This window comes from Actinomyces israelii, assembly GCF_030253495.1.
In the GTDB taxonomy this organism is placed as follows: Bacteria; Actinomycetota; Actinomycetes; order Actinomycetales; family Actinomycetaceae; genus Actinomyces; species Actinomyces israelii.
Genome location: NZ_CP124548.1, coordinates 2115416 through 2135785, shown reverse-complemented (window position 1 = coordinate 2135785; position 20370 = coordinate 2115416). Strand labels below are relative to the sequence as shown.

General features: G+C 71.1%; 17 protein-coding genes and 4 tRNA genes. 17 read left to right on the top strand and 4 right to left on the bottom strand.

What is annotated here, in order from left to right:
* Nucleotides 1-359: 359 nt before the first annotated feature.
* A tRNA-Val gene (locus AIF0345_RS08795) sits at nucleotides 360-435 on the bottom strand.
* A 151-nt stretch (nucleotides 436-586) separates the two neighbouring features.
* Here AIF0345_RS08795 and AIF0345_RS08790 point away from each other — a divergent pair.
* From AIF0345_RS08790 to AIF0345_RS08775, 4 genes are all read left to right on the top strand, one after another.
* Nucleotides 587-659, top strand: a tRNA-Gly gene (locus tag AIF0345_RS08790).
* A 40-nt stretch (nucleotides 660-699) separates the two neighbouring features.
* Nucleotides 700-770 (top strand) — tRNA-Cys (locus AIF0345_RS08785).
* Between the two features lies 1 nt (nucleotide 771).
* Nucleotides 772-846 (top strand) — tRNA-Val (locus AIF0345_RS08780).
* A 461-nt stretch (nucleotides 847-1307) separates the two neighbouring features.
* Nucleotides 1308-1943 carry a winged helix-turn-helix domain-containing protein gene (locus AIF0345_RS08775; RefSeq protein WP_285295920.1) on the top strand — a complete coding sequence of 212 codons (636 nt, stop codon included), beginning with the start codon at nucleotides 1308-1310 and terminating at the stop codon, nucleotides 1941-1943.
* Nucleotides 1944-1999: 56 nt separating this feature from the next.
* On the opposite strand, the gene AIF0345_RS08770 is transcribed toward AIF0345_RS08775, so the two are convergent.
* On the bottom strand, nucleotides 2000-2878 hold the full coding sequence (locus AIF0345_RS08770; protein WP_052374839.1) for a Cof-type HAD-IIB family hydrolase: 879 nt from the start codon (nucleotides 2876-2878) through the stop codon (nucleotides 2000-2002).
* A 25-nt stretch (nucleotides 2879-2903) separates the two neighbouring features.
* Nucleotides 2904-3791 (bottom strand): HAD-IIB family hydrolase, encoded by an 888-nt coding sequence (locus tag AIF0345_RS08765; RefSeq protein ID WP_285295919.1) that lies wholly within the window; start codon nucleotides 3789-3791, stop codon nucleotides 2904-2906.
* A gap of 69 nt (nucleotides 3792-3860) precedes the next feature.
* On the opposite strand from AIF0345_RS08765, the gene uvrC reads away from it, so the two are divergent.
* From uvrC to AIF0345_RS08740, 5 genes are all read left to right on the top strand, one after another.
* The gene (gene uvrC, locus AIF0345_RS08760; protein ID WP_285295918.1) at nucleotides 3861-6038 is read left to right on the top strand and encodes an excinuclease ABC subunit UvrC; all 2178 of its coding nucleotides are present in this window, start codon (nucleotides 3861-3863) and stop codon (nucleotides 6036-6038) included.
* The gene (locus tag AIF0345_RS08755) at nucleotides 6035-6247 is read left to right on the top strand and encodes a TOBE domain-containing protein (protein ID WP_043562120.1); all 213 of its coding nucleotides are present in this window, start codon (nucleotides 6035-6037) and stop codon (nucleotides 6245-6247) included. Before uvrC ends, AIF0345_RS08755 begins: the two co-directional genes overlap by 4 nt.
* 84 nt (nucleotides 6248-6331) lie before the next feature.
* Nucleotides 6332-7174 carry a PRD domain-containing protein gene (locus AIF0345_RS08750; RefSeq protein WP_043562122.1) on the top strand — a complete coding sequence of 281 codons (843 nt, stop codon included), beginning with the start codon at nucleotides 6332-6334 and terminating at the stop codon, nucleotides 7172-7174.
* Between the two features lie 232 nt (nucleotides 7175-7406).
* Nucleotides 7407-9269 carry a beta-glucoside-specific PTS transporter subunit IIABC gene (locus tag AIF0345_RS08745; protein ID WP_285295917.1) on the top strand — a complete coding sequence of 621 codons (1863 nt, stop codon included), beginning with the start codon at nucleotides 7407-7409 and terminating at the stop codon, nucleotides 9267-9269.
* Between the two features lie 107 nt (nucleotides 9270-9376).
* Entirely contained in the window at nucleotides 9377-10828 is a 1452-nt protein-coding gene (locus AIF0345_RS08740) for a glycoside hydrolase family 1 protein (protein ID WP_285295916.1), read from the top strand.
* A 121-nt stretch (nucleotides 10829-10949) separates the two neighbouring features.
* On the opposite strand, the gene purT is transcribed toward AIF0345_RS08740, so the two are convergent.
* Nucleotides 10950-12254: a formate-dependent phosphoribosylglycinamide formyltransferase gene (purT, locus tag AIF0345_RS08735; RefSeq protein WP_285295915.1), complete on the bottom strand. Its 1305-nt coding sequence runs from the start codon at nucleotides 12252-12254 to the stop codon at nucleotides 10950-10952.
* A gap of 93 nt (nucleotides 12255-12347) precedes the next feature.
* Here purT and rapZ point away from each other — a divergent pair, with 93 nt between their 5' ends.
* The 8 genes from rapZ to xerD all read left to right on the top strand — a co-directional run bounded on the left by rapZ (nucleotide 12348) and on the right by xerD (nucleotide 20311).
* The gene (gene rapZ / locus AIF0345_RS08730; protein WP_043562129.1) at nucleotides 12348-13334 is read left to right on the top strand and encodes an RNase adapter RapZ; all 987 of its coding nucleotides are present in this window, start codon (nucleotides 12348-12350) and stop codon (nucleotides 13332-13334) included.
* A gap of 21 nt (nucleotides 13335-13355) precedes the next feature.
* A complete protein-coding gene (locus tag AIF0345_RS08725) occupies nucleotides 13356-14348 on the top strand; it encodes a gluconeogenesis factor YvcK family protein (RefSeq protein WP_268916262.1) in 993 nt (330 codons plus the stop codon).
* A gap of 35 nt (nucleotides 14349-14383) precedes the next feature.
* A complete protein-coding gene (whiA, locus tag AIF0345_RS08720) occupies nucleotides 14384-15364 on the top strand; it encodes a DNA-binding protein WhiA (protein WP_043562133.1) in 981 nt (326 codons plus the stop codon).
* A gap of 318 nt (nucleotides 15365-15682) precedes the next feature.
* Nucleotides 15683-16687, top strand: coding sequence for a type I glyceraldehyde-3-phosphate dehydrogenase (gene gap / locus AIF0345_RS08715; RefSeq protein ID WP_043562134.1), 1005 nt, complete (start codon nucleotides 15683-15685; stop codon nucleotides 16685-16687).
* A gap of 181 nt (nucleotides 16688-16868) precedes the next feature.
* Nucleotides 16869-18062 (top strand): phosphoglycerate kinase, encoded by a 1194-nt coding sequence (locus tag AIF0345_RS08710; protein ID WP_285295914.1) that lies wholly within the window; start codon nucleotides 16869-16871, stop codon nucleotides 18060-18062.
* Nucleotides 18063-18068: 6 nt separating this feature from the next.
* Nucleotides 18069-18848 carry a triose-phosphate isomerase gene (tpiA, locus tag AIF0345_RS08705; RefSeq protein ID WP_285295913.1) on the top strand — a complete coding sequence of 260 codons (780 nt, stop codon included), beginning with the start codon at nucleotides 18069-18071 and terminating at the stop codon, nucleotides 18846-18848.
* A 205-nt stretch (nucleotides 18849-19053) separates the two neighbouring features.
* Complete coding sequence (gene secG, locus AIF0345_RS08700) at nucleotides 19054-19299, top strand: preprotein translocase subunit SecG (protein WP_043562139.1); 246 nt, start codon at nucleotides 19054-19056, stop codon at nucleotides 19297-19299.
* 82 nt (nucleotides 19300-19381) lie between these two features.
* Nucleotides 19382-20311 carry a site-specific tyrosine recombinase XerD gene (gene xerD / locus AIF0345_RS08695; RefSeq protein WP_285297916.1) on the top strand — a complete coding sequence of 310 codons (930 nt, stop codon included), beginning with the start codon at nucleotides 19382-19384 and terminating at the stop codon, nucleotides 20309-20311.
* Nucleotides 20312-20370 lie beyond the last annotated feature (59 nt).

The window sequence follows — 20370 nt, the reverse complement described above, 5'->3', positions numbered from 1 at the left end:
CTGCTTGACTGCTCATGGAGCCTGGCTGGACAAGACGGTAGGGCGACAGCGGTCCCAGACTCGCCCTTGGGCGCTCGTCAGGTCACGGCAGGCGGCAACGCCTGCTCTCGGCACGTCGGGTCGGCCGCATCGGAGCCGGTCATCCAGGCGAGGGACGGCGGCGCAGCCTGCTTCGGGATCGCTACGCCGGAGCGATGCCGCCGGACCTGCTCAAAGCTCGAGCGGGACCGGCTGACTCACAAGCTGAACGCAGTCGCACGGACCCTCAAGGGCTACCTGGTGGACGCCCGCCGGCTCACACGGCCCCGACCCCGACGCCACCCGTGCTGCTCACGGCGCAGACTCATGTCGGGGCATCGTGGTGGGCGATACTGGAATCGAACCAGTGACCTCCTCGGTGTGAACGAGGCGCTCTAACCCCTGAGCCAATCGCCCGATGCGGGGGACAGGCTATCCACCGCCGGTGCCGTCGGGCAAACGAGGCCCTGGTGAGGTGGATCACCGCGCTGTCGTTTGCTCTCGGCGGTCGTGAGGATGTTATGGTTTTCCAGCGCCACGCGCCCCGGTACGGGTCAGTGGAATGCACGCGGATGTGGCTCAGTTGGTAGAGCATCACCTTGCCAAGGTGAGGGTCGCGGGTTCGAGTCCCGTCATCCGCTCCGAGGAGCAGGGAGGCCTCCCAGCCCCCGGCATCTCACTGGTGGGTTGGCCGAGAGGCTAGGCACCGGCCTGCAAAGCCGTTTACACCGGTTCGAATCCGGTACCCACCTCGGGCGATTGGCGCAGCGGGAGCGCGCTTCCCTGACACGGAAGAGGTCACTGGTTCGATCCCAGTATCGCCCACCACCAGAGTCGCGTCTGCGAGCGACCGGCAGAGGACGATGAGCGGCTCGCTCGCCCCAACGGCGGCGGCCGTGTCGGCGGGCGTCTTATGACGCAAGATCGCCTGCCCCTGCAAGCACGATGTCGGTACGGATGAAGATCCTCGGGTCTTGGGGACGTCGATAGGGCCGCCGGGGCGGCTCGGTAGGGCAGGCGGGCGGCTCCGGAGACGACGCGCGGCATGAGCAACAAGGCGTGCGCGGCGAAGTCCGGGATGGCCGCGAGGAGCCTGCGAACCTGAGATCCGAAAGGGGCGGGGCTGTCCGGAGCGGGTGCCGCTGCGCGGTACGGGAACGCAGAGAAGGCGTGCGCAACGGTCGTAGCGCAGCGGACATACTGCAACCGCACATGCGCGGCGAATCATGTGCAACAATTGCTGAACATTGAGTCTTGCGCAGGATTCTCGCGCTGTCTAGGGTCTCCCTATGGTCCGCAAAGTCGCCGGCCCCGCCGTGATGAGAGCCGTCGCCCACCCGCTTCGCCTGGCGATCCTCACCGAGATGTGGGACGCCAACAGGCCGCTGCGGGCGGCCGACCTCGCTGAGATCCTCGGTGAGCCCGCCAACTCCATCAGCTACCACGTCCGCAGGCTGCGGGACGCCGGGTACGTTCTGGACGCCGAGGGGCCCGAGGGCGGCACGGCGCGCGACCACTGGTACACCTCGCCCCGGCGCGGGATCACGGACTCCGGCGAGGCGACCGACGCCGATGACCTGAATGACGCCTTCGGCTCCGTGCTGCGGACTCGCTTCAGCCAGGTGGCCGAGCACGTCATCCGTGCGCAGGCGGCGGAAGAGGGGCCGCTGGTCCACATCGACGGCATGATCTGGATGCCGAAGGACTTGGCCCGCACCTATGCCCGGCGCCTGGCGGACCTGGCCACCGAGATGCGGCGAGCGGCCGACGCCGCCCGCGACAGCGCCGAGCCCGGCACGCCCTTCACCCGGTACGCATTCACCACCGACCTCGTCCCCGAGACCCGCCGGGGCGCGCGCCTGGAGCTGCCGGCCGAGCAGACGCCCGAGCGCGAGGGCCGGGAGGGCGACCCGGGCGCGCCCTGAGCCCGGCCCCGCGCCAGGTGCGCCCGCCGCCGTCCCGACTCGCGGCGCGCCCGCCGTCAGCCCAGCAGGCCCAGACGCGCGAGGGCCTTCGCCAGGCCGTCGTCCTCGACGTCGTCGGTCACCAGGTCCGCGACATCCTTGACCGCCTGCGAGGCGTTGCCCATGGCCACGCCCACGCCGCAGTGGCCGAGCATGTCGATGTCGACCATCGCGTCGCCGAGGGCCACCGTGTCGGCGAGCTCCGCGCCGATGCGGGCGAGCAGGAGATCGATCGCGCGGGACTTCGCGATCCCCTTGACGCCCGTGTCGCCGAAGAGCGCGGCGTGCCCCCGCCCGCCCCACGATCTGTGCGCGAGCGCGGGGAAGGCCGCACGCGCCGCCTCCAGGTCTGCGGGGCCCGAGAGCACATAGCTGATCTTGTTGACGTCGTCGCGGGCGAGGTCGGCGGTCTCCACGAGCCCGTGCAGGACCTCATCGACGCTCACCGCCCCGGCGTCGGCCCGGCCCTTGCCCGCGACATAGGCGCGCACGGCCGGCAGGGCGGCCTGACGGAACCCGGGGGAGGCGTACAGGCCGGAGTTGGCCTCGAGGTAGAAGGGCAGACCGCGCCGGGTCAGCCAGTTGACGACGGCAGCCACATCCACGGGCGCCATGCGCCGGTGGGCCACCACCTCGCCGTCGGACTCGATGTAGGAGCCGTTGGCGCCGATCATCCCGTCGAAGCCGACCTCGTCGAACCATGCGGGCATCTCGGCCTTGGAGCGGCCGGTGGCGGGGTAGACGCGGTGCCCGGCGGCGCGCGCCCGCCGCACCGCGCTGGCGGCGGAGTCGGGCAGGGCACCGGTGTAGGTGACCAGGGTGCCGTCGACGTCGATCAGGACGACCCGCCGGCGGTCCGGCGCGGCGGCGAAGGGAAGCTGAGAGCCTGCGCACACGGGACGTCTCCTTGGTCTCGGTCTCTCAGCGCTCAGGGAACCAGGACTCGAGAACGGCAAGCACACCCGCCTCGGTGTTCGCGGGTGCGCGGTGGTGCGCGGCCGCCGCGGCCTGTGGCGAGGCGTTGCCCATGGCCACGCCCACCCCCACGTGCCGCAGCATCTCCGCATCGTTGGCCGAGTCGCCGAAGGCGGCCGCCTCGTCGCGGCGCAGCCCCCAGTGGTCGAGCAGAAGATCGAGCCCGGAGGCCTTGTGACGGCCCGCGACGATCAGGTCGACCGACTCGTGCCCCGAGGTCACCGCCCTCACCGCTGCGCCCAGCGCCTCGTCCAGACGGGCGGGCAGATCCGGGTCGATCCCCCGCAGGTCCACGATCGCGAGCTTGGACACCCGGTGGGCGGCGATGCTCGCACGGTCGGGTACGAACCGGAAGCGCGTGTGGTAGCGCACCAGCAGCTGACTCAGCTCCGGGTCCTGGTCCTCGGGGACGATGGCCCCCTCCGGCCCGGAACCGAGAACGCCGATGCCCGGGTAGTCCTCCAGGACGGACAGGGCCGCTGCGAGCGCCTCCGCGGGCATGGAGGACTCCAGGAGCCGCTGATGCCCGGCAGCGTCAAAGGCGGTGACAATGGCGCCGTTGTCCGAGACGATGCCGTCGGGCCGCAGGGCCACCCCGCCCTCCTTGCCCTCGAAGTACCCGGCGATCTGGTGCTCCTGGTTGCCGGAGGCCACCACGAAGCGCACGCCCTGCTCGCGCATGCGGGCCCGCAGCGGGGCGAAGCGAGCGCGGTCGTAGGTTCCGGGCAGGCCGGGGCCGAGGAAGGTGCCGTCCATGTCAACGGCCACCAGGCGCAGGCCTGGGGGGCGGACGCCGGTCGCGGGCGGAGGGGCGGCATGAGTGGCGCTGCTCATAACCGGCAACCTACCGGCGGACGGGCGTCCGCAACAGGGCTCTGATCCGACTCCTCTAGTCTGCCCTGTATGGCCGACCCCTCGACGTACCGCCCCGCCCCCGGCGAGATCCCCACCTCGCCCGGCGTCTACCGGTTCCTCGACGGCGAGGGCCGCGTCATCTACGTCGGCAAGGCCAAGAACCTGCGCTCCCGCCTGTCCAGCTACTTCCAGGACCCGGCGGCCCTGCACCCGCGCACCCAGACGATGGTGACCACCGCCTGCGCCGTGGAGTGGACGGTCGTGGGCACCGAGGTGGAGTCCCTGGCCCTGGAGTACTCCTGGATCAAGGAGTTCCACCCGCGCTTCAACGTCATGTACAAGGACGACAAGTCCTACCCGTACCTGGCCGTCACCATGTCCGAGACCTACCCGCGCGCCCAGGTGGTGCGCGGCGCCCGCAGGCCCGGGACCCGCTACTTCGGCCCCTTCGTGCAGGCGTGGTCCATCCGCGAGACCCTCGACCAGCTTCTGCGCGTCTTCCCCGTCCGCTCCTGCTCGCCAGGGGTGTTCAAGCGCGCCCGCGCCTCGGGCCGCCCCTGCCTGCTGGGCTACATCGACAAGTGCTCCGCGCCCTGCGTGGGCCGCATAGGCGAGGCCGACCACCGGGAGCTCGCCGAGGACTTCTGCTCCTTCATGGCCGGGCGCACCGGCCCCTACCTGCGCGAGCTCGAGGACCGCATGCGCCTGGCCGCCGCGGCCCTGGACTTCGAGAGGGCAGCCCGACTGCGCGACGACGCCGAGGCCCTGCGCAAGGTCATCGAGCGCAACGCCGTGGTCCTGCCCGACGCCACCGATGCCGACGTCTTCGCCCTGGCCCGCGACGAGCTCACCGCCGCCGTGCAGGTCTTCCACGTGCGCGGCGGGCGCGTGCGCGGTCAGCGCGGCTGGGTCATCGACCTGGTCGAGGACGCCGCCGACGCCGAGCTTGTCGAGCGCCTTCTCCAGCAGGTCTACGGCGACCTGCTCGACCCCTCCGGGGCGGGCGCGCCCGAGCGCTCGGGCCCCACGACCTCGTTGGGGGTGGGGGAGCGCGCCCCCGCTGCGCCGCTGGCGCGCTCCGGGCCCCAGGGCGCCCGGGCGCGGCGCTCCGGAGCCGCTGCGGCAACCAGCGTCGACGACGTCGCCCACGCGGCCACCACAGCCGTCCCGCGCGAGGTCCTCGTCCCCGCCGTGCCCGCCGACGCCGGTGCCGTGCGCCAGTGGCTGGCCGGCCTGCGAGGCGCGAGGGTCGACCTGCGCGTGCCGGCCCGCGGCGACAAGGCCGCCCTTATGGATACCGTACGCAAGAACGCGGAGGAGGCGCTGCGCCTGCACAAGACCCGCCGTGCTGGCGACCTCACCCAGCGCTCGGCCGCCCTGGAGGAGCTCGCCGAGGCCCTCGACCTGCCCGAGGCGCCGCTGCGCATCGAGTGCTACGACATCTCCCACACCCAGGGCACCCACCAGGTCGGATCCATGGTCGTCTTCGAGGACGGCGCGCCCCGGAAGGCCGACTACCGGCGCTTCATCGTTCGTGGCCAGGACGGCGGCGGGGCGGCCGACGACACCGCCGCCATGGGCGAGGTCCTCACCCGCCGCTTCAAGCGGCTGCTGGCCGAGCAGGGCGCCGGCCCCGGGGAGGCGGGCGCCGGGTCCATCCGGGAGCTCGTCGGGGCCGACGGCGACGGCGTCCCCATCGCCTCGGGGCCCATCGACCCCGAGACCGGTCGCGCCCGACGCTTCTCCTACGCCCCCAGCCTCGTCGTCGTCGACGGCGGCCCGCCGCAGGTGGGCGCCGCCCGCGCCGTCCTGGACGAGCTCGGCATCGACGTGCCCCTGGTGGGCCTGGCCAAGCGCCTGGAGGAGGTATGGGTTCCGGGCGAGGAGTTCCCCGTGGTGCTGCCGCGAACCTCCCCCGCCCTCTACCTGCTGCAGTACCTGCGCGACGAGTCGCACCGCTTCGCCGTCACCCACCACCGCAAGAAGCGCTCGGCGGGCATGACCCGCTCCGTGCTCGACGACGTGCCCGGGCTCGGCCCTGCACGACAGGCCGCCCTGCTCAAGAAGTTCGGCTCCGTCAAGCGGATCCGCGCCGCCAGCGCGGAGGAGATCGCCTCGGTCAAGGGCATCGGCCCGGCCCTGGCCGCTACGATTCTCAAAAACCTCACGCCGGTCCGGGACCCCGCGGGCTCCGACGGCCGGCACGACCGGAAGGAACCCGCATGAGGCTCTCCGCGCGCAACCAGCTGCCCGGCACCGTCATCGCGATCGAGAAGGGCGCCGTCAACGGCATTGTCACCATTGAGGTGGCTCCCGGGGTCGTCATCACCTCCTCCATCACCAACGCCGCCATCGAGGAGCTCGGCCTGACCGAGGGCGCCAAGGCCGTCGCGGTCATCAAGGCCTCCTCGGTCATGGTGGGCGTGGAGGACTGAGAAGGCCGAGGAGGCTGGGCCGGCCCCGCCGGGGCCGGCTGCTCCCTGAGGCCAATAAGAAGTGACCCGTGGCACAATCGGGCCATGGTGATCCTACGGGTCTTCAATAACAACGTCGTGCTGGCCCGCGACGAGATCGGGCGCGAGGCGGTCCTTACCGGCCGCGGCCTCGGCTTCCGGCGCAGGGCCGGTCAGGAGGTGGACGCCTCGCTCGTCGCCCGCCGCTACATCCCGGCCGACAACGCCGAGTCCGTCGCCGAGGTGATCGCGGGGATCCCGCTGGAGCGCCTGGCGCTCATCGAGCGCGTCTTCCGGCGCGCGGCCCGAGAGCTGGGCGCAGGAGTGCCCTCCTCGACCATTGTCGCGGTCGTCGACCACGTCAACCAGGCCATGGAGCGAGTCCGTCGGGGGCTGGTCATGGACTACCCGCTGCGCGCGGAGGCGGCCCACCTGCACCCCGAGGAGCTGCGCCTGGCCGAGGCCATGGTGGTCGAGCTCAACGCGGCCCAGGAGGTGCAGCTGCCCGCGGGGGAGGCGGTCGCCCTGGCCCTTCACCTGTTCACCGCCGCTGTCGGGGCGCGCTCGACCCGGGAGGCCGCCCGCCAGTCGCGGCTCATCGCCCAGGTCATCGACACCCTCCAGGCCGCCTACGGCGACGACTTCGACCCCGGTTCCATCGACACGGCCCGCTTCGCGGCGCACCTGCGCTACTTTCTCGCCCGCGCCCGCAGCGGGATCCAGGTCGCCGACGGCGCAGCGTCCATCGTCGGTATCGCACTGCGCGAGGCCCGGCCGCACGCCTACCAGATCGCCCTGCGCATCAAGGACCTCCTCGAGCTGAGGCTCGGCACCGCCGTCTCCGACGACGAGACCGCTTACCTCACAATGCACGTGGCCCGCTTCGAGAACGCGGTCGCCGCGCGCTGACCGGCCCCAACGACCGCGACGAGGTCTTTGGGCGCCTTTGAGAGACACCTCATGCCGGCGGAGGCTTGCCCGATCGCGGACCGGCTGTCGTAAACTTCTTCCGGGCCCGGAGCGGCCCACAGGATTGTGACCCGACCGGGGCAAGACCTGAGACGCTTTTCGCGCGGTGAGCGCGAGGAGGAGTCTCGGGTCTTTTTTGTTCCCCGCGGGTCCCGGATCAAGGAGGATCTTCATGGCGAAGACAGACTATGCGGCGCTGGCGCCGCGCCTGCTGGAGCAGGTGGGGGGTGAGGACAATATCTCCACGATGTCGCACTGCGCCACCCGCATGCGCTTCGTCCTCAGGGACGAGTCCAAGGCCGCGACCGAGAGCATCAAACAGCTCGAGGGTGTCGTCACCGTGGTCCAGGCGGGCGGCCAGTACCAGGTCGTCATCGGCAATGACGTGCCCATCCTCTACGAGGAGCTCCAGAGCCTGACCAGTGGCATGGACGGCACGGATGGTGCTGGTGACGGCCCGAGCGGCAGTATCATGGACGGGTTCGTCAAGCTCGTGTCGGCCATCCTCAACCCCATTATCTGGCCGCTGGCAGGAGCAGGTCTGATCAAGGCGTTCGTCGCCCTGTTCGAGACGCTGGGCTGGATCGACCCGGCAAGTACGACCTACACGATCCTGGGCGCAGTCGATGATGCCATATTCTATTTCCTGCCCATCGTCTTGGCGATCACGGCCGCCCGCCACTTCAAGGCCAACGAGATCACCTCCGTCGCCATCGCCGGCGCGCTGGTCTATCCGGGCATCGTCGAACTGGCCAGCGCCACCCACGTCACCTTCCTGGGCATCCCCGTGGTCATGGCCAGCTACACGTCCTCCCTGCTGCCGATCATTGTCGCGGTATGGATCCAGGGCCACCTTGAGCGGCAGGTCAAGAAGGTGCTTCCGAGCGCTATCCGCAACTTCACGGTCCCGATGGTCTCCATGCTGGTTATCGTGCCCCTCACGCTTCTGACCTTCGGCCCCCTGACCACCTATGCCTCGCGGGGCCTGTCCAGAGGCATCGTCATGCTCTTCGACACCGTGCCCTGGCTCGCGGGCGCCATTATGGGCGCCTGCTGGCAGATCTTCGTCATGTTCGGCGTTCACTGGGGGTTCGTGCCGATCATGCTCTCGGACCTCGACCAGGTCGGCTACATCGTCATGGCGGGGCCGCTCGTGCCCGCGGTCCTCGCTCAGGCCGCGGCAACATTGGGAGTCTTCATACGTGCTCGCAACGCCAGGCTGCGGGGCGTGGCCGGTCCCGCCACGGTGTCCGGTTTCCTGGCTGGCATCACCGAGCCCCTCATCTACGGCGTCAATCTCCCGCTGAAGCGTCCTTTCGTCTTCGGTTGCGTCGGCGGTGCCATAGGCGGTGCCATCGTCGCGATGGGCGGCGTGGCCAGCTCGGCCTTCGTCTTCCCCTCTCTCATCGCGATCCCTGCCTTCCTGCAGCACGGCAGCATCTTGCTGTTCTTCGTCGGAACGGCCGTGGCCGTCGTCGTCTCCCTGACCCTCACCCTCGTTCTCGGCTTCACCGAGCCTGCCGAGGCCACCGCCCAGGAGGCGCCCGGGGCCGCCGAGGACGACACCGCCCCCGCCGAGCCCACCACCGCTGCGCTCGCGCCGGTGGCGGGCACCGCCATGCCGCTGGAGAAGGTCGCCGACCCCGTCTTCTCCTCCGGGGCGCTCGGCAGCGGTGTCGGCATCCTCCCCGCTGAGGGGCGCGTCGTGGCCCCGGTGGCGGGCACCGTCGTCACCGCCATGGACTCCGGCCACGCCTACGGCATCAAGACCGACGACGGCGTCGAGATCCTCATCCACGTCGGGCTCGACACCGTCAACCTCAAGGGCGAGGGCTTCAACCCCAGGGTGAGCGCGGGGCAACGGGTGGATCGCGGGGACCCCCTGGTAGATGTGGACCTGGCTGCGGTACGGGACGCCGGATACGATCCCACGACCATCCTCGTGGTCACCAACACCGCCTCCCTGGCCGCCGTCGTCCCCGTGGTCGACGGCGAGGTCACCACCGACGACACCGTGATTGAGATCAGTCACTGACGGCGCGAGCGCATCCGGACCGGGCCGCGCAGAGCCGCGGCGCCGTGGTGCCGTGGTGCAGAACCTCACAGAACAGCACAGCACAGCACAGAAGGAATGACACGACCATGACCGCTGCTATCACTTCACCCCCCGTCTTCCCCGACGGCTTCCTGTGGGGCGGGGCCACCGCCGCCAACCAGATCGAGGGCGCCTGGGACGAGGGCGGCAAGGGCCTGAGCGTCCAGGACGTCATGCCCGGGGGCATTGTCAGACCCCGCACGCAGGAGCCCACGCCGGACAACCTCAAGCTCGAGGCCATCGACTTCTACCACCGCTACGAGCAGGACATCGCCCTCTTCGCGGAGATGGGCTTCAAGGTCTTCCGCTTCTCCATCGCCTGGTCGCGGATCTTCCCGCGCGGGGACGAGGCCGAGCCGAACGAGGAGGGCCTGGCCTTCTACGACCGGGTCCTGGACGAGCTCGAGAAGCACGGCATCGAGCCACTGGTGACCATCAGCCACTACGAGACCCCGCTGCACCTGGCCCGCGCCTACGACGGCTGGGCCGACCGGCGCACGATCGGGTTCTTCGAGCGCTACGCCCGCACCCTCTTCGAGCGCTACGGGCGGCGGGTGAGGTACTGGCTGACCTTCAACGAGATCAACTCAGTGCTCCATGAGCCCTTCATGTCCGGGGGCATCAACACCCCCAAGGAGGAGCTCAGCGACCAGGACCTCTACCAGGCGATCCACCACGAGCTCGTCGCCTCCGCGGCCGCCACCCGCATCGCCCACGAGGTCAACCCCGACATCCGGGTGGGCTGCATGATCCTGGCGATCCCCTTCTACCCGCTGACCCCCGACCCGCGCGACGTGTGGGCCGCCAAGCAGGCCGAGCGCGACAACTACGCCTTCGGGGACGTCCACGCGCGCGGCGCCTACCCCGGATACTACCTGCGCAAGCTCGCCGAGAGGGGAGTGGAGCTGAACATCACCGCCGAGGACCGCGAGCTGCTGGCCGAGCACACGGTGGACTTCGTCTCCTTCTCCTACTACATGTCCTCCTGCGAGACCGCCACACAGGAGCGCGAGGCCGGGGGAGGCAATCTCATGGGCGGCGTCGTCAACCCCACCCTCGAGGTCTCGCAGTGGGGCTGGGCCATCGACCCGGCGGGCCTGCGCACGATCCTGAACGACTACTGGGACCGCTGGGGCAAGCCGCTGTTCATCGTGGAGAACGGCCTGGGCGCCAAGGACGTCCTCGTTCAGGGCCCCGACGGCCCCACCGTCGAGGACGACTACCGCATCGACTACATGAACGACCATCTCGTCGAGGTCCGCGAGGCCATCGCCGACGGCGTGCAGGTCCTGGGCTACACATCCTGGGGGTGCATCGACCTGGTCTCGGCCTCCACCGCCCAGATGTCCAAGCGCTACGGCTTCATCTACGTCGATCGCGACGACGACGGCGCCGGGACCCTGGCCCGTTACCGCAAGAGGTCCTTCGGCTGGTACAGGGACCTCATCGCCTCCAACGGGGGCACTCTCGTCGACCGCTCCGGTCACTCGCAGGACTGAGCAGTCCCGCTCTGGCCCGGCCGGGACGACGGGTCCCGGCCGGGCCCGGTGCGCCGGGAGGCCGCGAGTCGGCTCGGGACCCGCGCAGTCGCACTGCGACCCCGGTCCGGCCCCGTCCGTCTCAGACGCTGGGCCGAACCGCCTGGGCCGCGGCGCGGACCCGCCGCCGGGCGGTGGCGACGTCGTCGGCGCAGGCCACGGCCACGCCCAGCCGGCGGCCCGGGTGGGCCACGGGCTTGCCGAACAGGTGCAGGTCGGCGCCCTGGACTGCCAGCGCGGCATCGGTCCCGGTGAAGCTCACGCCCTCGCCGGGAGCCGAGTCGCCGGCGGCCTTGATCACGGCCGAGGCGCCGGGGGAGCGCAGGGCGGTGTCCACCGGCAGGCCCAGCAGGGCCCGGGCGTGCAGCTCGAACTCGCTCAGGCGCTGACTGGCCAGCGTGACCAGGCCGGTGTCGTGGGGCCTGGGGGAGACCTCGGAGAAGAGGACCTCGTCGCCGCAGATGAACAGCTCCACCCCGAACAGGCCCCAGCCGCCGAGCGCCCCCGTGACCGTGGCCGCCGTGCGCCGGGCGCGCTCCAGGACCGCCGGCGCCAGGGCCTGGGGCTGCCAGGACTCCACGTAGTCGCCATCGACCTGGCGGTGCCCGATGGGGGCGCAGAAGCTCGTCACCGTCCCTCCGGTGCGCGGGTCGCGGGAGCGCACGGTCAGCAGCGTGACCTCGGCGTCGAAGTCGACGAAGCCCTCGACGATCACCCGCCCGCGGTCCACCCGCCCGTCCGCCCCCGCGCGGCGCCAGGCCGCGGCGAGCTCGTCGGGGGAGCGCACCACCGACTGCCCGTGGCCGGAGGAGGAGGTGACCGGCTTGACGACGCAGGGGAGGCCGACTCGCTCGGCGCCGGTCGCGAGCTCGGAGGGGCTGGAGGCGAAGACATAGGGGCTGGTGGGAATGCCCAGCTCCTCGGCCGCCAGGCGCCGGATCCACTCCCGGTTCATGGTCAGGCGGGCGGCCCTCGCGGTCGGCACGACGCGCGCCCCGCCGGCGTCCTCCAGGGCCACCAGGGCATCCGTCGCCAGCGCCTCGATCTCCGGGACCACGATGCTCGCGCCGCTGGAGCGGATCGCGGCGGTGAGCGCCTCCGGGTCGCCCATATCCGCCGTCAGGGCGTTGTGCGCCACCTGCTGGGCGGGAGCGCCGTCGTAGCGGTCGATGGCGGTGACCTCCGCTCCGAGCCGCATGAGGGCGATGGCGATCTCCTTGCCGAGCTCCCCCGAGCCGAGCAGCGCCACGCGGGTGGCCGACCGCGTCCACGGCGTTCCGATGAGGGGCGGGGCGGTACGGCAGCCGGCGCCCCCGGCGGTTCCGGCGGCCTTCACGGCGTCGGCGTCCTCAGCGGTCTCGGCGGCGTCGTCGGGTTCAGTGGCCATGGGCGTCTCCAGCGGCGGTGTCGGGGCGTGTCACCCGCAACGCTACCCATGGCGCGCCCCGGATGCCCGCGCGAAGCGTGCCATGCTAGACGCATGGACGCCCACCGCTCTGCCGCCAGTTCCGCCCGCGACCCGAGTCAGGGCCGCGACCCTCTGCGGGACACCGTGCCTCCTTTCATCCCCGTCATCGATGACGCGACTCCGCCCGTCCCGCCGGCCCAGCGGCCCGAGATGATCATCGTCACCGGGATGTCGGGGGCCGGCCGCTCCCGTGCCGCCAATGCGCTGGAGGACCTGGACTGGTACGTCGTCGACAACCTCCCGCCCCAGCTGCTGCCCGCGATGGCGGGCATGATGACGACGGTCGGCGCGGGGGTCCACCGCCTGGCGGCCGTGGTCGATGTGCGCACCCGCGAGTTCTTCGCCTCCTTCATGCAGTACCTCGGCCAGCTGCGCAAGTCCGGGGTCAGCCTGCGCCTGATCTTCCTGGACGCCTCCGACTCCGTCCTCATCCGGCGCTTCGAGTCCTCCCGGCGCCCCCACCCGCTGCAGGGCACGGGCTCGATCCTGGACGGCATCAGGCACGAGCGCACCCTGCTGGCGGGCCTGAAGGCCCAGGCCGACCACGTCATCGACACCACCGACTACTCGGTCCACGACCTGGCGCGGCGCGTGCGGGAGCTGGTCGCCACCGAGTCCGAGCTGGCGCTCCAGGTGACGGTCATGTCCTTCGGCTTCAAGTACGGCCTGCCCATGGACGCCGATCACGTCCTGGACGTGCGCTTCATCCCCAACCCCTACTGGGTCACCGAGCTGCGCCACCTCACCGGGCGCGACGCGCCGGTGGCCGAGTACGTCTTCCGGCAGAAGGGCGCCGCCGCCTTCGTCGACGGCTACGCCGCCCTGCTGGCCCCCGCCCTGCCCGCCTACCTCGAGGAGCTCAAGCCGAATGTGACGATCGCGGTGGGCTGCACCGGCGGCAAGCACCGCTCGGTGGCCTCGGCCGAGCGGATCTCCGCCCATCTGCGCGCCGCCGGCTTCAAGGTCTCCACCCAGCACCGCGACCTGGGGCGGGAGTGAGAGCCCGTGAATGCGCACTCGATGCTTGACCCCGCGGGCTGGCCGCGACGCGGCGAGGACGGGCCGGCGGTTGTGGCGCTCGGCGGGGGGCACGGCCTGTCAGCGACACTGCGGGCGCTGCGGCACGTCACCCATCGCCTCACGGCGGTGGTCACCGTCGCCGACGACGGCGGGTCCTCCGGGCGCCTGCGCCGCGAGTTCGACTGCCTGCCGCCCGGGGACCTGCGCATGGCCCTGGCCGCGCTGACCGACGACTCCGAGTGGGGGCTGACCTGGCGCGACGTGCTCCAGCACCGCTTCGCCGGCCAGGGCGAGCTCGACAACCACGCCCTGGGCAATCTGCTCATCCTCGCGCTGTGGCAGCTCCTCGGCGACGAGGTCGAGGGCCTGGACTGGGTCGGACGGCTTCTGGCGATCCACGGGCGCGTGATCCCCATGAGCGCCTCGCCCCTGGTCATCGAGGCCGACATCGTCGACGGCGCCCGCCGCAGGCGGGTGCGCGGACAGGTGGCCGTGGCCACCGAGCGGGGCCAGATGGAGAATGTGGGCATCGTCCCCGCCGACGCGGACGCCCACCCCGAGGCGGTGCAGGCCATCGACGAGGCCGACTGGGTGGTCCTGGGGCCCGGCTCCTGGTACACCTCGGTCCTGCCCCACCTGATCCTGCCCTCCATGCGGCGGGCCCTGGAGAGCACGAAGGCCCTCAAGGCCGTCGTGCTCAACCTGTCCTCCCAGCGCGGGGAGACCGACGGGATGACCTCCGCGGACCACCTGCGCGTCCTCAATGAGTACGCACCGGATCTGCAATTAGACGTTATTATTGCCGATCCGAGCGTCGTGGAGGACATCGACGACCTGGAGGCTGTCGCGGGACAGCTCGGCGCCGTCGTCGTCCTGCGTCAGGTGCGCACGGGCGAGACCCTGTGCAACCACGACCCCCTGCGTCTGGCCGCCGCTTTCCGCGACGCCTTTGACGGCGTCATGGGTGACGTCGCCTGGACCCAAGCGGACTGACCGTCCGCCTTCACCGACCGAGGAGGTTCCCCGCCATGTCACTGACAGTGGCCGTCAAGGACGAGCTCGCGCACGTCACCGCTCAGAACGCCGCCCAGCGGCGCGCGGAGGTCGCCTCCATGCTCCGCTTCTCCGGCGGGCTGCACATCGTCTCCGGCAGGATCGTCGTCGAGGCCGAGCTCGATCACGGGGGGGCGGTGCGCCGCCTCCACCGCGAGCTGCGCGACCTGTTCTCCATGGAGCCCGAGGTCGTCGTGGTCCAGTCCGGCTCCCTGCACCGCGGCAACCACTACGTGCTGCGCGTGACCGACCGCGGCAAGGACCTGGCGCGCCTGACCGGGCTCGTCGACGGGCGGGGGCGGCCGGTGCGCGGCATGCCGGTCGCCGTCGTCCAGGGCGGGCGCAACGCCTCGGCCGCCGCCTGGCGCGGGGCCTTCCTGGCCCGCGGGTCGCTGACCGAGCCCGGGCGCTCCTCGTCCCTGGAGGTCACCTGCCCCGGCAGCGAGGCGGCCCTGGCCCTGGTCGGCGCGGCCCGGCGCTTCGACATCGCCGCCAAGGCCCGCGAGGTGCGCGGGGCCGATCGCGTCGTCGTGCGCGACGGCGAGGCCATCGGCATCCTGCTGGAGCGGATGGGCGCCGTGGAGACCTTCGCGACCTGGGGCGAGCGGCGCTCCCGCCGGGAGACGCGCGGCACTGCCAACCGGCTGGCCAACTTCGACGACGCCAACCTGCGCCGCTCCGCCCGTGCGGCCGTGGCCTCGGGCGCGCGCGTGGAGCGGGCCTTCGAGATCCTGGGCGACGACGTTCCCGAGCACCTGGTGCAGGCCGGGCGCCTGCGCATGGAGCACAAGCAGGCGAGCCTGGAGGAGCTCGGCCGGCTCTCCGACCCCCAGCTGACCAAGGACGCCGTCGCGGGCCGTATCCGGCGCCTGCTCGCCATGGCGGACAAGCGGGCCCGCGAGCTGGGCGTGCCGGACACCGAGTCCGCCCTCACCCAGGACATGCTCGACATGTGATCTCGACGCGCGATGCGGCGGGGCCCGATCGCGGGCTCCCGGTCTCGCCGCCGGACCCCGGCGCGCCGACCCGGTGGGACCCGCTCATGGGACATCGGTCCCGGTTCAGGATGTCAAACGTATGCCAGATCACGTGCGAGGCCTTTTCTCCCGCCGCTGTTCGCCCTTGGCGTGGCCGATCCTCGCGTGAGACGAGTCGCAAACGCTAGACTCCCGAGTGCCGGAGCGCAGAGGCGCAGCCCCCGCGGTCCGGGGCACACTCCGGTGTGCGAAGACACGAACAGCGTGCGCCGTACCGGCGTACTAGGAGGACCTAAAGTGACCACCCGCGTTGGTATCAACGGCTTCGGTCGTATCGGCCGCAACTTCTTCCGCGCCGCCCTCAAGCAGAAGGCGGACCTCGAGGTTGTAGCGGTCAACGACCTGACGGACAACAAGACCCTCGCTCACCTGCTCAAGTACGACTCCATCCTCGGCCGTTTCGATGGTGAGGTCTCCTACGACGACGAGGGCATCGTCGTCGACGGCAAGCACATCAAGGTCCTCGCCCACCGCGACCCGGCCGAGCTGCCCTGGGGCGACCTGGGCGTCGAGGTGGTCGTCGAGTCCACCGGCTTCTTCACCGACGGCCAGAAGGCGAAGGCCCACATCGACGGCGGCGCCAAGAAGGTCGTCATCTCCGCCCCCGCCAAGAACGTCGACGGCACCTTCGTCATCGGCGTCAACGAGGAGAAGTACGACCCGGCCACGATGAACATCGTGTCCAACGCCTCCTGCACCACTAACTGCCTCGCCCCGCTGGCCAAGGTCCTCAACGACAAGTTCGGGATCGTCCGCGGCATCATGACCACGGTGCACTCCTACACCGGCGACCAGCGCATTCTCGACGCCCCCCACAAGGACCTGCGCCGCGCCCGCGCCGCCGCCCTGTCCATGATCCCGACCAAGACGGGCGCGGCCCAGGCCGTCGCCCTGGTCATCCCCGAGCTCAAGGGCAAGTTCGACGGCCTGGCCGTGCGCGTGCCCACCCCGACCGGCTCCCTGACGGACCTCACCTTCCAGGCCGAGAAGGAGGTCTCCGTCGAGTCCGTCAAGGCCGCCGTCAAGGAGGCCGCCGAGGGCCCGCTCAAGGGCATCCTGGCCTACACCGAGGACCCGATCGTCTCCGCGGACATCGTGGGCGACTCGCACTCCTCGATCTTCGACGCCACCGAGACCAAGGTCATTGGCGACCTCGTCAAGGTCCTGTCCTGGTACGACAACGAGTGGGGCTACTCCAACCGCCTCGTCGACCTGACCGAGTACGTCGCCGAGCGCCTCTGAGCACGACGCCCGAGAGCATGATGCTCCCCTGAGACTGCGCCCGCGCACGCCACTTGCGTGCGCGGGCGCAGTCCGTCGGGCCCGCCGCCGGTGCCACCGCCGGCGGCAGGGCCCCCGGTTCCGGCGAGCGCGTCGAGCCGGCTCCCTTTTACCAGCCACCACCACCGATAAGAGGTTTCTCATGAAAACCATCGAGTCCCTGGGCGACCTGAAGGGCAAGCGCGTCCTGGTCCGCTCCGACTTCAACGTCCCGCTCGACGCCGACAAGAACATCACCGACGACGGCCGCATCCAGGCCGCACTGCCCACCCTCAAGACCCTCCTGGGCGCCGGCGCCAAGGTCATTATCGTCGCGCACCTCGGTCGCCCCAAGGGCAAGGTCAACCCCGACTTCTCGCTGGCCCCCGTCGCCAAGCGCCTCGCCGAGGTCACCGGCGTGAACGTCACGCTGGCCGAGGACACCGTCGGCCCCTCCGCCAAGGCCGCGGTCGCCGACCTGAAGGACGGCGAGATCGTCCTGCTGGAGAACGTCCGCTTCAACGCCGCTGAGACCTCCAAGGACGACGCCGAGCGTGCCGCCTTCGCGGCCGAGCTGGCCGCCCTGGGTGACGTCTTCGTCTCCGACGGCTTCGGCGTGGTCCACCGCAAGCAGGCCTCCGTCTACGACGTCGCCAAGCTCCTGCCGGCCGCCGCGGGCCTGCTCGTGCGCAAGGAGATCGAGTCCCTGGGCCGGGCCGTCAACGACCCTGAGCGCCCCTACACGGTGGTGCTGGGCGGCTCGAAGGTCTCCGACAAGCTCGGCGTGATCGCCAACCTCCTGGGCAAGGCCGACCGCCTGCTCATCGGCGGCGGCATGGCCTACACCTTCATGGTCGCCCAGGGGCACGGGGTGGGTACCTCGCTGCTGGAGAAGGACCAGGTCGACACCGTCAAGGGATACCTGGCCACCGCCAAGGAGCGCGGCGTCGAGCTCCTCCTGCCCGTCGACACCGTCGTCGCCCCCGAGTTCAAGGCTGACGCCCCCGCCACCGTCGTGCCCTCCGACGCCATCCCGGACGACCAGATGGGCCTGGACATCGGCCCGAAGACCCGCGAGCTCTTCGCGCAGGCCATCGCGTCGTCCAAGACCGTCGTGTGGAACGGCCCCATGGGCGTCTTCGAGTTCCCCGCCTTCGCCGCGGGCACCAAGGCCGTGGCCGAGGCGATCTCCGCCTCCGACGCCTTCAGCGTCATCGGCGGGGGCGACTCCGCCGCAGCCGTGCGCACGCTCGGATTCGACGTGTCCACCTTCTCCCACATCTCCACCGGTGGTGGCGCCTCCCTCGAGCTCCTCGAGGGCAAGACCCTGCCCGGAATCGCTGTCCTGGAAGGCTGATCCACTATGACGAACCGCATCCCGCTCATGGCGGGCAACTGGAAGATGAACCTCGACCACCTCGAGGCCAACCACCTGGTCCAGGGCCTGGCCATGGCCCTGGAGGATGACGACCACGACTACGCCAAGTGCGAGGTCCTGGTCATCCCGCCCTTCACCGACATCCGCACCGTGCAGACGATCGTCGACGCCGACAACCTCGACATCAAGTACGGCGCCCAGGACGTGTCCGTGCACGACAACGGCGCCTACACCGGTGAGGTCTCCACCGCGATGCTCACCAAGCTCGGCTGCACCTACGTGGTCATGGGCCACTCCGAGCGCCGCGAGTACCACAGCGAGTCCGACGAGCTCGTGGGCGCCAAGGCGCGCAAGGTGCTCGACGCCGGCATGACCCCGATCCTGTGCTGCGGGGAGGCCCTGGAGATCCGCAAGGCCGGCACGCACGTGGAGTTCGTGATCGGTCAGATCCGTGCGGCCCTCAAGGGCTGGAGCCCCGCCGACGTCGCCAAGATCGTCATCGCCTACGAGCCCATCTGGGCCATTGGCACCGGCGAGACCGCCACCGCCGCCGACGCCCAGGAGGTCTGCCACGCGATCCGCCAGGCCCTGCGCACCGACTTCGGCGACGACACCGCCGACGCCGCGCGCATCCTGTACGGCGGGTCCGCCAAGCCCGGCAACATCAAGGAGCTCATGGCCCAGCCGGATGTCGACGGCGCCCTCGTCGGCGGCGCCTCGCTCAAGGCGGACTCCTTCGCCGCCATGGCGAACTTCTACGCCTGACAGCCCCGCGACCCCGATCCCGCCGGCGAGCGCCGGCTGGTCGGAGGCTGCAGCCCGGGCTCGGCGGTCCCGCACAGGACCGCCGAGCCCGGTGGCGTGAATCAGCCGCGGATCGGGTAGAGTCCGGCACGGATCGGGCAGACGGCTGCCCCACACGAGCGCCTACCGGCCTGCGGAGGCGCGATACACACGAAGGGAACGCAGCGTGACGGCGCTGAGAATCATCCTCCAGGTGCTCCTGGTCCTGTCGAGCTTCTTCTTGATCATGTCGATCCTCCTGCACAAGGGCAAGGGGGGCGGACTGTCCGACATGTTCGGCGGAGGCATCTCCTCGTCCGCCGGCTCCTCGGGCGTGGCCGAGCGCAACCTCGACCGCATCACGGTCGGCGTCGCCCTGCTGTGGACCGTCACGATCGTGGGCCTCGGGCTCGTCGCCCGGTTCTCCTCCTGAGCACTGCCGGTAGACGACCACGACCACCTTCGCGGGCACCGGAACCGAGACGGACCCGCGCGGGGACGCGCTCCAGCGGTCCCTGCGCGGGTACTTCGCTCATCTGCGCGTCGAGCGCGGCCTGAGCCGGAACACCCTGGCGGCCTACGAGCGGGACCTGAGCCGCTACGCCGACTTCCTGCGCGCGCGCGGCGCCCGCGCCCTCGCCGATGTCGAGGAGGCGGATGTGGCGGCCTTTCTCGAGGCGCTGCGCACCGGCTCGGACGGGGGGCGGCCCCTGGCGGCCTCGTCGGCGGCGCGCACCGTCGCCGCCGTGCGCGGCTTCCACCGCTTCCTTCTGGACGAGGGCCTGGCCGGGTCCGACCCCGCGGCCCGGGTCCGCCCGCCCCAGGTGGCACGGCGGCTGCCCAAGGCCCTGAGCATCGACGAGGTGTCCCGCCTGCTCGACGCCGCCTCAGCCGGCGACGACGCGGTGGGCCTGCGCGACCGGGCGCTTCTGGAGGTCCTGTACGCCACAGGCGCACGGATCTCGGAGGCTGTGGGCCTGGTCGTGGACGATCTCGACGCGGACTCGGGGTGCCTGCGTCTGCTCGGCAAGGGGCGCAAGGAACGGGTCGTGCCCATGGGCCAGTACGCCTGGAACGCCCTGGAGGCCTACCTGGTGCAGGGGCGCCCCGAGCTGGCCGCCCGGGGCAGGGGAGTGCCGCAGGTCTTCCTCAACACCCTGGGCAGGCCGCTGTCGCGGCAGTCCGCCTGGGCCGTGCTCCAGCGCGCCGCCGAGCGCGCCGGTCTGGTCGGCGTGGACGACGCCGAGGTGGAGGAACGGCATATCTCGCCCCACACCCTGCGTCACTCCTTCGCCACCCACCTGCTCGCCGGGGGCGCCGACGTCCGCGTGGTCCAGGAGATGCTTGGCCACGCCTCGGTGACGACCACCCAGATCTACACGAAGGTCACCGTGGACCACCTCCGGGAGGTCTACGCCACCAGTCATCCGCGCGCCCGCGGCTGAGCGGGCGCATCGCGGAGCATGAACACGACATGGCTATAGACGCGCCTACCACGGCCTGT